Annotated in this window: 10 protein-coding genes; 5 read left to right on the top strand and 5 right to left on the bottom strand. The window is 59.1% G+C overall.

Annotation, left to right across the window (positions count from 1 at the left end; genetic code table 11):
* Positions 1 to 69: 69 nt before the first annotated feature.
* The 3 genes from NG653_RS11250 to NG653_RS11240 are packed head-to-tail and all read left to right on the top strand — an operon-like array spanning position 70 to position 3,558.
* On the top strand, positions 70 to 555 hold the full coding sequence (locus tag NG653_RS11250; protein ID WP_252741808.1) for an acyl-CoA carboxylase biotin carboxyl carrier protein subunit: 486 nt from the start codon (positions 70 to 72) through the stop codon (positions 553 to 555).
* A gap of 16 nt (positions 556 to 571) precedes the next feature.
* Complete coding sequence (gene accC / locus NG653_RS11245) at positions 572 to 2,032, top strand: acetyl-CoA carboxylase biotin carboxylase subunit (RefSeq protein WP_252741807.1); 1,461 nt, start codon at positions 572 to 574, stop codon at positions 2,030 to 2,032.
* Positions 2,017 to 3,558 (top strand): acyl-CoA carboxylase subunit beta, encoded by a 1,542-nt coding sequence (locus NG653_RS11240; protein ID WP_252741806.1) that lies wholly within the window; start codon positions 2,017 to 2,019, stop codon positions 3,556 to 3,558. Before accC ends, NG653_RS11240 begins: the two co-directional genes overlap by 16 nt.
* A gap of 251 nt (positions 3,559 to 3,809) precedes the next feature.
* On the opposite strand, the gene NG653_RS11235 is transcribed toward NG653_RS11240, so the two are convergent.
* From NG653_RS11235 to nagB, 4 genes are all read right to left on the bottom strand, one after another.
* A complete protein-coding gene (locus tag NG653_RS11235; RefSeq protein WP_252741805.1) occupies positions 3,810 to 4,883 on the bottom strand; it encodes an anhydro-N-acetylmuramic acid kinase in 1,074 nt (357 codons plus the stop codon).
* A 1-nt stretch (position 4,884) separates the two neighbouring features.
* Positions 4,885 to 6,480, bottom strand: coding sequence for a glycoside hydrolase family 3 protein (locus NG653_RS11230; protein WP_252741804.1), 1,596 nt, complete (start codon positions 6,478 to 6,480; stop codon positions 4,885 to 4,887).
* A complete protein-coding gene (locus NG653_RS11225; protein WP_252741803.1) occupies positions 6,473 to 7,738 on the bottom strand; it encodes an MFS transporter in 1,266 nt (421 codons plus the stop codon). The genes NG653_RS11230 and NG653_RS11225 overlap by 8 nt, the downstream gene beginning before the upstream one ends.
* Positions 7,739 to 7,814: 76 nt before the next feature.
* On the bottom strand, positions 7,815 to 9,773 hold the full coding sequence (gene nagB, locus NG653_RS11220) for a glucosamine-6-phosphate deaminase (protein WP_252741802.1): 1,959 nt from the start codon (positions 9,771 to 9,773) through the stop codon (positions 7,815 to 7,817).
* A 171-nt stretch (positions 9,774 to 9,944) separates the two neighbouring features.
* Between nagB and NG653_RS11215 the strand changes: the two genes are divergently transcribed.
* The gene (locus NG653_RS11215) at positions 9,945 to 10,694 is read left to right on the top strand and encodes a DeoR/GlpR family DNA-binding transcription regulator (RefSeq protein ID WP_252741801.1); all 750 of its coding nucleotides are present in this window, start codon (positions 9,945 to 9,947) and stop codon (positions 10,692 to 10,694) included.
* 4 nt (positions 10,695 to 10,698) lie between these two features.
* Positions 10,699 to 11,514, top strand: coding sequence for an N-acetylmuramic acid 6-phosphate etherase (locus tag NG653_RS11210; RefSeq protein ID WP_252741800.1), 816 nt, complete (start codon positions 10,699 to 10,701; stop codon positions 11,512 to 11,514).
* A gap of 29 nt (positions 11,515 to 11,543) precedes the next feature.
* Here the strand turns inward: NG653_RS11210 and NG653_RS11205 are convergent, their stop codons facing one another.
* Positions 11,544 to 12,662 (bottom strand): PQQ-dependent sugar dehydrogenase, encoded by a 1,119-nt coding sequence (locus NG653_RS11205; RefSeq protein WP_252741799.1) that lies wholly within the window; start codon positions 12,660 to 12,662, stop codon positions 11,544 to 11,546.
* Positions 12,663 to 12,678 lie beyond the last annotated feature (16 nt).

The following is a 12,678-nucleotide window of genomic DNA, read 5'->3' as shown; positions in this document are numbered from 1 at the left end:
ACCCGCCGGCGAGCGGGGTGAAATCGGCCCCATCCCTTACTTTTATACACCTTTCAATCACGCCAGCTTATGGAAACCCCTTACCAGATCGAAGTCAATGGGCAATGGACCTTTGAAATGCAGGCTGAAGAAGCCGCCCACCTCGATGCGGTCCGCCTTGGGAAGGATGCCTATCACGTCCTGTATCGGCACCAACCCTTCGAAGTGCGCATCACCGCTGCAGATTTCAGCCGGAAAACCTATGAGGTGGAGGTCAATGGCAACCGGTATTCGGCCCGGATTTCCGACGACCTGGACCAGTTGATCACACATATGGGCTTTGAACTGCATACCACCCGCAACATATCGCGGATTGAAGCCCCCATGCCGGGCCTGATCCTGGACATACAGGTTTCACCCGGGCAGGAGGTTAAGGAAGGGGACCCCTTGCTGGTTTTGGAAGCCATGAAGATGGAGAATGTCATCCTTTCCCCCAGGGACGGGATCATCAAAAAGGTGGCCGTGCAGCCCGGGGCCGCCGTGGAAAAAAAGCACCTGTTGGTGGAATTCGAATAGCTCAAAAGTTTTGGAAATGAAGAAAATACTGGTAGCCAACCGGGGGGAGATTGCCATTCGGGTCATGAGGACCGCCCGCAGCATGGGCATAGGTACCGTGGCGGTATATTCGGAGGCAGACCGGGATGCACCCCACGTGCGCGCCGCCGATGAGGCGGTATGCATAGGGGAAGCCCCTTCGGCCAAATCGTACCTGCGCGGGGAGCATATCGTGGAGGTTGCCCTGTCCCTGGGGGCAGATGCCATTCACCCGGGGTATGGCTTTTTGAGCGAGAACGCCGGGTTTGCCCGGTTGGTGACCCAAAACGGCCTTGTTTTTATCGGCCCCGGGCCGGAAGCTATCCGCACCATGGGCGACAAACTCGCTGCCAAGGAAGCCGTCCGGGCCTACGACATCCCCATGGTCCCGGGAACCGACCATGCGATTTCCGACCTGGCCGAAGCCCAGGAAGTCGCTGCCGCCATCGGCTTTCCCATCCTGATCAAGGCCGCTGCCGGGGGAGGGGGAAAGGGGATGCGCATCGTAGATTCAGAAAAGGAACTGAAATCCCAGATCCAGCGGGCGATGAGCGAGGCGCAATCGGCCTTTGGAGACGGGTCGGTCTTTATCGAAAAATACATCCGGTCCCCCCGCCATATCGAGATCCAGGTAATGGCCGACAGCCATGGGAACATCCTGCATTTCTTCGAGCGCGAGTGCAGCATCCAGCGGCGCCACCAGAAAGTGGTGGAGGAGGCCCCTTCTTCGGTCCTCACCCCGGAGCTCCGCGAGCGAATGGGGCAGGCTGCGGTCAACGTGGCGCGGGCTTGCGGGTATGTCGGGGCCGGCACGGTGGAATTCCTGCTCGACGGCGAACACAATTTTTACTTCCTGGAGATGAACACCCGGTTGCAGGTCGAACACCCGGTTACCGAACTGATCACCGGACACGACCTGGTGGCCTTGCAGATTCGGGTGGCCCGGGGGGAGGCCCTGCCCCTGAGGCAGGAAGACCTTCGGATTACGGGCCATGCCGTGGAACTCAGGGTCTATGCGGAAGACCCGCTCAATGACTTCCTTCCCTCAGTGGGGACCCTTTCAACCTACCGATTGCCCGAAGGCCCCGGGATCCGTGTCGACAACGGGTTCGAGGAGGGGATGCAGGTTCCGATCTATTACGATCCCATGCTGGCCAAGCTGATTACTTATGGGCCCGATCGGCAGGCCGCTATCCAGCGCATGCTGGAAGCCATTGCCATGTACCGGGTGGAGGGGGTGCAGACCACGTTGCCCTTCGGGGCCTTTGTGTGCGGGCACCCGGCCTTCAGGAGCGGTAACTTCAACACCCATTTCGTGCAGGATTACTATTCGCCCGACCTGCTGGAATCGGCCCATCGCGAGGAAGCGCGGATAGCTGCAGCCGTGGTCCTGAAGCGCTACCTGGAAGACCTTAACCGAGTACAAATCCCTATCCGGAACCCATGGACAAGAAAGTAGAAGAATTGCAAAAGCGTCTGGCCCTCGCCCTGGAAGGGGGCGGTCCCCAGCGGATAGCGCGCCAGCATGCCCAAAAGAAGCTAACGGCCAGGGAACGTATCCGCTACCTGCTCGACGAAGGCTCCTTCGAGGAACTCGGGGCACTGGTCACCCACCGTACCACCGATTTTGGGATGGAGTCGCAACAGTTTTACGGAGACGGGGTGGTAACGGGCTACGGCACTATAGCCGGACGGTTGGTGTATGTCTATGCCCAGGATTTTACCGTTTTCGGCGGCTCCCTTTCGGAAACCCACGCCGAAAAGATTTGCAAGGTAATGGACCTGGCCGTAAAGGCAGGGGCCCCGATCCTCGGGCTCAATGATTCGGGCGGGGCACGGATCCAGGAAGGCGTGCGCTCCCTGGGGGGGTATGCCGATATTTTTTTCCGCAATGTACAGGCTTCCGGGGTGGTCCCCCAGCTGTCCGCCATCATGGGACCTTGCGCAGGCGGGGCCGTATATTCCCCGGCCATGACCGACTTTATCCTGATGGTGGAGCAGACCAGTTATATGTTCGTGACCGGACCCAACGTGGTCCGCACGGTCACCAACGAGGAAGTTACCTCCGAGGAACTGGGCGGGGCGGGTACCCATGCCTCCAAATCCGGGGTGGCGCACCGCACCGCCCCGAATGACGTGGCCTGCCTGGAAGACCTCAGGCGCCTGCTTTCGTACCTGCCGCAGAACAACCGGGAGAAAGCCCCGGAGCTCCCCTTTATTCCGGGCGAAGAGTGGCGGGAGGAACTCGGTGAAATCGTCCCCGACAACCCGAACAAGCCTTACGACATGCTCCAGGTCATCGAGGGGATAATAGACCGGGAATCCTTTTTTGAGATCCACGCGGATTATGCCGAAAACATCATCACGGGCTTTGCCCGCCTCGGGGGGAAGAGCATTGGCATCGTGGCTAACCAGCCGCTGTTTCTGGCCGGGGTCCTCGACAGCAACAGCTCCAGGAAGGCGGCCCGCTTTACGCGTTTTTGCGATTGTTTCAACATCCCCCTTTTGGTGTTGGTCGATGTCCCGGGATTCTTGCCCGGGACGGACCAGGAATGGTCGGGGATCATCATGCATGGGGCCAAACTCCTGTACGCCCTGAGCGAGGCCACGGTACCCCGTATTACCGTCATTACCCGGAAAGCTTACGGCGGCGCCTATGATGTGATGAACTCCAAACATATCGGGGCCGACCTGAATTTTGCCTGGCCCGGGGCGGAAATCGCCGTAATGGGGTCCAAAGGCGCCAGCGAGATCATCTTCCGCAAGGAAATCAGCGAGGCAGAGGATCCGCAGCAGGAACTCGCCAAAAAAGAGGCCGAGTACGCCGAAAAATTTGCCAACCCCTACCGGGCGGCCCGCCGCGGCTTTATCGATGAGGTGATCCTCCCCAGGGAGACCCGGCGAAAGCTGATCAAAGGGTTTGCCTCCCTGGAACACAAGGAGGTGGTCAGTCCCCGGAGGAAACACGGGAACATTCCACTATAGGGAATTTCCGCTCCTGGTTTCGGCAAGAGCACGGCCATAGGCCGCTATGGCCTTTAGATCTGGTCAGAAGACAATTTGAGCGGACCAGGGATAGTCCTTTTCCACGGGTCCGTGACGTGCATTCAAAATAGGGAGGGGGCCCCCCGCCCCCAAAACCAAAGTTCGTTCCAGCCCCTGAAAAAACCTTTCAATTTCAAAGATTTGGCAAGCCCCGCCGTCGGCAACCTTTCCAGGGTGCTACTTCCGGCGGGTCAGGGCAGGTAGACCACCCCCGAACAGGAATCCCTTCGGGCCCCCGTGACCGAAGCCAGGACGTTGTTCTGGCCAGCCAGCCGCAGCGCCCCCAGGAAAGCAAAAACCAGGGCTTCTTTGAAGGCAACCAGGGTGGTTTCGGGAACCACAAGGGCCAGGCCTTCCCCCAGTTGCCCCTGCAAGACTTCAAGGAGGTAGGTGTTGAAGGCCCCCCCGCCGGTAACCAGTACCCCGCCCCGGGATCCACCCCCCAGGCCTTTGAGTTGCTCCCCGATTTTTCGGGCGATGTGGTGGACAGCCGTATGGAGCTGGTTTTCCGGCGTGTCAGGGTAGCGGTCGAGCAACGGTAGGATAGCCTCCCGGAACCATTCATACCCGGTGGATTTGGGGTAGGGTTTCCGGTAGTAGGGCAAACTGTCCAGGGCGCGCAGCAGGGGCAGGTTGGGTTTTCCACTTCGGGCCAGGGCGCCGTTCCGGTCAAAATCCAGTCCCAGGGGTGCACAAAGGTGGTTGAGCAACATATTGGCGATTCCAATATCAAAGGCCCGCCGTTCGCCTGCCGCTTCAAAAGAGACGTTGGCGATGCCCCCGAGGTTCAGGCAAAAGCGATACTGGTCGAACAACAACCGGTCCCCAACAGGCACCAGGGGGGCCCCCTGCCCGCCCAACGCCACGTCCAGGGACCGGAAATCCCCTATGGCCGTCAGGCCGCTGCCCAGGGCAACCTGCTGCGGGCACCCCAGCTGGAAGGTAAAACCCAGGTCGGGCCGGTGGTGTATGGTGTGCCCGTGGGTGGCTATGGCATCCGGTTTCACCGGGGCCCCGCGTAAGAACTCCGCAGACTCCTTCCCTAGCCAGGCCCCGTACTCCCGGTGGAGGGACAGCAATTCTGACACAGGGTAGCGAATGGCCTCCTGCAGTTGTTTTCGGGTTTGGTCACTGTATTCCCTGAAACCGGTCTGCAGCACCTCATAGGTCCATTGACCTCCCTGGTTTTCGAAGGTGCACAGGGCCATGTCGAGGCCGTCCAGGGAGGTCCCGGACATCAGCCCCAGCAAATGCATTTTTTTCATTTCAGCGAGGTTCTAACGAAATCGGGAGCCTGCCCTGAACACTGGTCTGGCCCAGGAAATGCGATGCCGCGATTTCCATGAATTCCTTCAGCGGCTGATGGGTGCAAATGGCCCCGCGCAGTCGGTCCAGGGGCAAATCGCGCAACAGATAGGGGTTCCCGAACAGGTATAAAAATACGTTTTTCTTTTGGGCAAGGGCGTCGATGGCCGCCCCAAGGTTGGGGGAAAGCCCGAAATTTCCAGAGGGTTTCATGCTCGGGGGTTGTATGGTGAGCAGGATATTGGAACCGGCCGGGAGCGCAGGATCCCCCTCCGGCTCGTTCCCGGCCCCCCAGGGCTGCTGCTCAAAGTCCATGGCGCGTTTCAGGCCCTCGATGAAGGGGGTGGGGCGCTCGCCCACATAGAGCAGGGAAAACCCTTCTGTTCGGAAACGTTTAAGGACCCCGGGGTTGAGGCCTATTTCGCAAAGGCAATTCAGGCCAAATTCCAGGTTGAGCGACCGTGGGGTCCATGAAGGGGTTTCGGGCGGCCTCGCCTCCAGGAAGAGGCGTTCCTTCAGCGCCCATATCCTTTTGAAAGAGGCTTCTATCTGCTCCGGGTCCGCTCGTTCCAGGATCCGCTCAATGCTTTCCGGGACCTGGCTGGCGAAACAAAGCAGGTCGTTTCCCGCCTCGAAAGCCATCAGGTTAAGGTTCACCGGATTCTGTTCCACCCGGCCCAGGGCCTTCATGTTCATCGCGTCGGTAATGATGACCCCGTCAAAGCCCAGGTCATTTCGCAAAAGCCCGATGATGGGCGCGGAAAGGCTGGCGGGAAGCCCTGACGGATCAAGGTGAGGCAGGGAAAGGTGCCCGGTCATCACCGCCGGGGCCCCTGCCCGGATCGCTTCCCGGAAGGGCAGGAGCTCTTCCTGCCAGAGGGATGCAATCCCTTTCTCCAGCACGGGGAGGTCGAGGTGGGAATCCACGGCTGTATCGCCGTGGCCCGGGAAATGTTTCAGGCAGCTCAGCACCCCCCCGTCCCGGAAGCCCTCGAGCAGGGGCAGGGCCCGGGTGATGACCGCACGGGCATCGCAGCCAAAGGCCCGGTACCCGATTACCGGGTTGGCCGGGTTGGTATTGATATCCACTACCGGCGCCAGGTTCCAGTGGACCCCCGCTTCGCGGCAGTCCTGTGCCATCCGAAGGCCCAGTTGGTAGAGCAGTTCCGGGAATGGCCCGGGCAGGGCCCCCAGCGACAGGGCATACGGATAGGAAGGGGCATCCTCTACCCGCATTCCCAGGCCCCATTCTGCGTCAACAGCGATCAATAGTGGGATCTCCGCTGCTTCCTGGTAGCGGGTGATGAGGTCCTTCAGCCGGCTGAGGCTGTCAGCCTGCGACACCGTGCCTCGAGGCTTCCCGAAATTGGTGGCCACGCTGGCCCTGCTGTGGAAAAAGCATAGGCCGCCCACCTGCCGGTTCCTCACCAGGGATTCCAGGGACTCGATTTCTTCTTCCGAATCGTGGATGTATGCCGCAGGCATAAAAAGCTGGCCAACCCGGGTGGCCCGGGGCAGGGTCGATGATGCCGTGGTATAGGTTGGCAATTCAGGCATTTCCGGGGCGTTCTTTGCGGCCAAAGTCGGCCGGGTACTTTATCTGCTTCAGGAAAAACAACACCGGGAGGGCGGCCACCAGTACCCAGAGGAAAAACCCCGGGTATCCCAGCCATTGCTGGATAAACCCGCTGGCCATACCCGGCAGCATCATCCCCAGGGCCATAAACCCCGTGGCCAGGGCATAATGCGCGGTTTTATAGGGCCCGTCGGCCAGGTAAATGAGGTAAACCAGGAAGGCGGCGAACCCAAAGCCATACCCGAATTGCTCCACCATCACCGTCGCGGTTACGGCCCAAAGGCTGCTGGCCTGGGACCAGGCCAACAGGGCGTAGAGGGCATTGGGCAGGTTCAGGGCAAGGATCATGGGCCACATCCATCGGCCCAGGCCGTCCCGGGAGATCAGGATGCCCCCAAGGATCCCCCCGGCTGAAAGGAAAATAACCCCCAGGGTACCGTAAATAGTCCCCACCATTTCCGTAGAATAGGCCAGGCCGCCTTCTGAACGGGCATCGAGCAGGAACGGGGCTGCCATTTTCACCAACTGCGATTCCCCCAGGCGGTAGGAGAGGATGAAAGCCAGCGCCCAGCCAATGCCCGGCTTTTGAAAAAAGCGCCTGAAAATGTCAAAAAAGCCCTGTCCGGGGTCCCGTTCAGCGGCCTCATAGGAAGGAGTCGCAAAGAAATTGCCGGCCGTAAGCAGCACCATCAGCAGGGCGGTGAAGACCATGGTAAGGGACCAGGCCCTGGCCGGGTCGCCGTACCGCTGTTCCAGCATGCCCGCCAGGATGACAATCAGGCCCTGTCCGGTGATCATCGACAGGCGGTAGAACGTGCTCCTGAGCCCCACGAAAAAAGATTGCTTCCGCTCGCTAAGGGCAATCATATAGTACCCGTCCGAGGCGATGTCGTTGGTGGAAGAGGCAAAGGCAGCCATCCAGAAACAGGCCAGGGTAGTCGTAAAAAAGCCTTTGGTGGGTAGGGTGAGCCCGACCCCGAGCAGGGAAAGGGCAATGAGGAGTTGCATCCAGAGGAACCATCGCCGTTTGGTCCACTTGAGGTCCACCCAGGGGCTCCAGAGGGGTTTCAGGACCCAGGGCAGGTAAAGCCAGCTGGTATACAGGCCAATGTCGGCATTGGATACCCCCAGGTTTTTATACATGATGACCGATACGGAGACCACCACCACATAGGGCAGGCCCTGGGTGAAATACAGGCTGGGTACCCACCACCAGGCATTGCGGTCTTTCGGGGTCATTGACGGCATTTTGCCCTAAATGTATGAAAATGGGGGCGATTTATGCCTCCCATGCCATTGTTACCCCGGGGGATCCCTATGCGGGGATACCCGGGAGGAAATGGTACCGGACAAAGCCTTCAATGGCTTCGTATTCGGCCATGCCCAGGGCGTTGTACCGTTCTGCCGTCTCCTTGTTGCGCTGCTCGGCCCGCTGCCAGAATTCCCGGTCGTCGTGGCCGGGGAACATGGCGCTGTCCTTTTGCGACTGGTGCTTGAAGATGGCGTTGCGCTTGCGCTCGAGGTCTTTTGGGCCGATGGGTACGGCCATCTCCATGTCGGCGATATCCCATTCCTGCCAGGCGCCCCGATAAAGCCACACATAGCAGTCCTTAAGCCAGTCGGCCCCTTCGGCCTTAAGCCGTTCGAGCGACTGGAAGATGATCTGCAGGCACACCCGGTGGGTTCCATGGGGATCCGAGAGGTCCCCGGCTGCAAAAATCTGGTGGGGGCGAAGCTCCCTGAGCAAATCGCAGGTGCGTTCCAGGTCGGCTTCGGAATACGGTTTTTTCTTTACCGTCCCCGTTTGGTAGAAGGGCAGGTTCATGAAATGGGCATTTGACTCCGGGACCCCGCAATACCGGCAGGCCGCCAGGGCCTCCCCTTTGCGGATCAGGGCCTTGAAATCCTGGATCTCCGGGCTGTCTACATCCCCGGGCTTCTTTCGGCTCAGGAATTCCCGTACCTCCTGGAATTGCGCCTGCAATAGTTTGTTTTCTTTCTGCACCTCAGTGGCGAAGTCCAGGAAGCGGATTACCTCATCGTCAAAGACGGCGATATTGCCGGAGGTCTGATAGGCGACGTGCACCTGGTGGCCCTGGTCGACCAAGCGCAGCAGGGTGCCGCCCATGGAAATCACGTCGTCATCGGGGTGCGGGCTGAAGATCAAAACCCGTTTCGGATAGGGTTCCCGCCGTTCCGGGCGGCTGCTGTCGTCGGCATTGGGTTTGCCCCCGGGCCAGCCCGTTATGGTCCGCTGCAGGTCGTTGAAGACCTTGAGGTTAAGGTGCTCTGCCGACCCGATCTCGGCTACCAGGTTGCCCATGCCGTATTCGTTGTAGTGTTCGTTGGTTAGCTTCAGGATGGCCGTGTCGAGCTTCTGGGAAAGCCAGATAGCCGCTTTTTTGATCAGCGCATCGTCCCAGTGGCATTCGCTCACCAGCCAGGGGGTGGCCACCCGGGTAAGGGAGGAAGCGGCTGCCCGGTCGGCGATTACCTGGCAGTTCGGGTGTTGTTGCAGGAAGGTGGCCGGTACCGACTCCCGGATTTTGCCTTCCACGGCCTGCTTAATGATGCTCGACTTGCCTTCGCCCCAGGCCATCATAATGACCCTGCGGGCCGAGAGGATGGTCCCCACCCCCATGGTGATGGCTTTGGTGGGGACGTTTTCAAGGCCGAAGAAATCACTCGCCGCATCGAGGCGCGTGACCCGGTCGAGGCGTACCATGCGGGTGGTACTGCCCAGGGAAGACCCTGGCTCGTTGAAACCGATGTGCCCGGTGCGGCCAATACCCAGGATCTGTATGTCCAGGCCCCCGACCTCCCGGATCCTGGCCTCATAGGCCTTGCAGAAATCCCGGACATCTTCTTTTTCTAGGGTCCCGTCAGGGATGTGGATATTCTTTTTCGGGATGTCGATATGGTCGAAAAGGTGTTCATTCATGAACCGGACGTAACTGTGGATCGAGTCGGGTTGCATGGGGTAGTACTCATCCAGGTTAAAAGTGACCACGTTTTTAAAGCTGAGGTCTTCTTCGCGGTGGAAGCGCACCAGGTATTCATACATTTTGGTCGGGGTGGAACCCGTAGCCAGGCCGATAACCGCTTTTTTCCCCTGCTTTTGCCGCTGCCGGATCAATTGGGCAATCTCGTTGGCCACGTAGAGGGAAGCCGCGTCGGAATCCTCATAAATACGCGTGGGGATCTTCTCGAACTTGAGGGCTTCTTCTTCGATGGGGATGGGTTGGGTCGATAGGGCAAAGGCAATCTCGGGCATGGGCTCAGCGATTTAAGGGTTCTTGCAGGCAAAAATAGGGAATAATATAAATTTATGCTGTTTTATGCTGTTAAAGTTGCAATAAAATGCCGTATAAAAAGATTTAAAAGAAATAAAACGACAATAAACGGCACAAACCAGTTTTTCCTATCTTTGCGGAAAGCCGAGAATATGCTCAAGGAGGAACGACAGCGGATGATCCTGAACGAGGTAGCCCTCCACAACCGGGTTTTGCTGACCGACCTTGCGGAACAACTGGTAGTCTCCATCGATACGGTGCGGCGGGATGTCAAGGAACTCGATAGCCAGCAGAAACTGCGGAAGGTCCACGGCGGGGCCATCTCCCTGGGTTTTGTTTCCCCTGCCGCAGCCAATACCAATACCTATGCCCTCGAAGAGAAGATTGAGATTGCGCGTAAAGCCCAGGGCCTGCTCCGCGATGGGGGGGTGATTTTCATCGATGGGGGCACCACCTGTCTGGAATTTGCCCGGCTTTTGCCCGAACGCCTGGAGCTGACCTGCTTCACGGTCAGTCTGCCCGTGGCCCTGCAGCTGCTGAACAAGCCGAGGGTAAAAGTGATCCTGCTGGGCGGGGAGGTTTCCCGGGAGGCCCAGATCACCTCGGGTTCCCAGGCCATCCGTTCCCTTTCCGGCATCCGGGTCGATTTTGGGTTTATCGGCACGGGCTATGTAGATGCCCTGCACGGCCTGACGGAATTCGACTGGGAGGTGGTACAGGTCAAAAAAGCCATTGTGGAAGCGTCCCGAAAGGTGGTGCTGCTCTGTATTTCGGAAAAACTGAACTCCCAGCACCGCTACAGGACCTGCGACATCAACGCCATCAATACGATGGTCACCGAATTGCCCCCCGGGCATAACCGGCTGAATTCCTTCCGGGAACATCAACTCCATATCCTCTGATCCTATGCCTGATTTCGAAAAAATTACGGAACATCCCTCCCTGTACGACCACCTGGAACAAATGGGGGTTTCCTCCATCCTGCAGGCCATAAACCAGGAAGACCGGAAAGTGGCTGCTGCCGTTGGGGCCGCCATCCCGGCGATCACCCGCCTGGTTGAATCCATGGAGCCCCGGTTTTTGAGCGGGGGGCGGTTGTTTTATATCGGGGCCGGTACCAGTGGCCGCCTGGGCATCCTGGATGCCTCTGAGATCCCCCCAACGTATGGGATGCCCCATGACCGGGTGATTGGCCTGATTGCCGGGGGAGACCAGGCCATCCGCAAGGCTGTCGAACACGCCGAAGACGATCCGGCGCAGGCCTGGGTAACCCTGCAGGGACACGGGATTGGGCCGCTGGATACCCTGGTGGGGATTGCAGCCTCGGGAACCACCCCGTATGTACTGGGGGGGATCCGAAAGGCCAGGGAGGCGGGCATCCTGACGGCCGGGCTTACGAACAACCCGGGGTCTCCGCTGGCTGTTGCGGCTGAAATTCCTATAGAAGTTCCGGTGGGCCCGGAATTTGTGACCGGAAGCACCCGAATGAAAAGCGGTACGGCACAGAAGCTGGTGCTCAATATGATTTCCACTGCCCTGATGATTCGTATCGGCCGGGTACAGGGCAACAAGATGGTCCATATGCAGTTGAGCAACGACAAACTCATCGACCGCGGCACCCGCTACCTCATGGAACACCTGGGCCTGTCCTATGCGGAGGCCGGGGCAGCCCTTCGCCGCTATGGGTCAGTGCAGAAAGCCCTGGAGGCCCTGCAGCAGTAAGCGTTAAAAAATGGCTTGGTGGTGGCTTGCTACTCCGGGTTCAACCGGTAAATCCCCTTGCCTTCCACAGCCACATAGATCAGGCCGTCCGGCCCCTGGCGCACGTTGCGCACCCGCCCGATGCCGTCCATCAGGCGTTCCCGCTTCACCACCCTCGTGCCTTCCATCTGAAGGCGTTCCAGGTACTGGAAAGAAAGGGAACCCACCAGCAGGCTTCCTTTCCAGCCCGGATAGTTTTCAGAGGTTACAAAGCACATCCCACTCGGGGCTATGGAGGGGACCCAATAGTGGATGGGTTGTTCCATCCCTTCCCGTTCCGTTTCGTCGGTTATGGACGTGCCGCTGTAGTTGATGCCATAGGTAACCACAGGCCACCCGTAGTTGGCGCCTTTTTTCACGATATTGATTTCATCGCCCCCCCTGGGTCCGTGTTCATGGATCCAGATTTCCCCGGTTTCCGGGTGCTTTGCCATGCCCTGTGGGTTCCGGTTGCCATAGGTGTAAATGGCCGGGCGCGCCCCTGCGGTATTTACAAAGGGATTGTCGGCCGGGATCCTGCCGTCGTCGTGTATTCGATAGACCTTACCGCCGTCGCGGCCCGGGTCCTGTGGGTTCACGTCCCGTTCCCCCCGTTCCCCAATGGTGAAATAGAGGTAACCCGCTTCATCGAATTCGAGGCGGGACCCGAAGTGCTGCCCTGCGGTGGTGTTGGGCGCGGCCTTGTAGAGTACCTGCAGGTCGGTGAGTTGGTTCCCGCTCAGGCGCGCCCGCGCTATGGCGGTATGGCCCCCTTTTTCTTCCCCCTCCTCGGAGGCATAGCTCAGGTAAATCCAGCCGTTCTGGTCGTAATTGGGATGGAGTTCGATGTCGAGCAGGCCTCCCTGACCCCGGACGTAAATAGGAGGGAGCCCTTGTATTTCGGTGCGTTCCCCGTCATTGAAACGGATCAGGGAACCTGATTTCTCCGTGATCAGCAGGCTGCCGTCCGGCAGGAATGCCATCCCCCAGGGGATATCGAGCCCTGGGACCACCAGCGCTGCTGTGAAACTGGTGCTGGCAGGGGCTTCTGCGGTGTTGGATTCGTTTTGGGCGCAGGACGCAAACGTCATTACAACGAAAAAGCATAGGTGGACAATACTATTCCTCATAGGGATTCGTTGAATT

Source organism: Robiginitalea marina (assembly GCF_024006985.1).
GTDB lineage: Bacteria > Bacteroidota > Bacteroidia > Flavobacteriales > Flavobacteriaceae > Robiginitalea > Robiginitalea marina.
This window is presented reverse-complemented; position numbering and strand designations above follow the sequence as displayed.

What these genes read in the sequence shown, in the direction of transcription:
- accC (WP_252741807.1), top strand. Translation starts at nt 572, where the DNA reads ATGAAGAAAATACTGGTAGCCAACCGGGGGGAGATTGCCATTCGGGTC.
- nagB (WP_252741802.1), bottom strand. Translation starts at nt 9,773, where the DNA reads ATGCCCGAGATTGCCTTTGCCCTATCGACCCAACCCATCCCCATCGAA.
- NG653_RS11235 (WP_252741805.1), bottom strand. Translation starts at nt 4,883, where the DNA reads ATGAAAAAAATGCATTTGCTGGGGCTGATGTCCGGGACCTCCCTGGAC.
- NG653_RS11250 (WP_252741808.1), top strand. Translation starts at nt 70, where the DNA reads ATGGAAACCCCTTACCAGATCGAAGTCAATGGGCAATGGACCTTTGAA.
- NG653_RS11240 (WP_252741806.1), top strand. Translation starts at nt 2,017, where the DNA reads ATGGACAAGAAAGTAGAAGAATTGCAAAAGCGTCTGGCCCTCGCCCTG.
- NG653_RS11230 (WP_252741804.1), bottom strand. Translation starts at nt 6,480, where the DNA reads ATGCCTGAATTGCCAACCTATACCACGGCATCATCGACCCTGCCCCGG.
- NG653_RS11225 (WP_252741803.1), bottom strand. Translation starts at nt 7,738, where the DNA reads ATGACCCCGAAAGACCGCAATGCCTGGTGGTGGGTACCCAGCCTGTAT.
- NG653_RS11210 (WP_252741800.1), top strand. Translation starts at nt 10,699, where the DNA reads ATGCCTGATTTCGAAAAAATTACGGAACATCCCTCCCTGTACGACCAC.
- NG653_RS11215 (WP_252741801.1), top strand. Translation starts at nt 9,945, where the DNA reads ATGCTCAAGGAGGAACGACAGCGGATGATCCTGAACGAGGTAGCCCTC.
- NG653_RS11205 (WP_252741799.1), bottom strand. Translation starts at nt 12,662, where the DNA reads ATGAGGAATAGTATTGTCCACCTATGCTTTTTCGTTGTAATGACGTTT.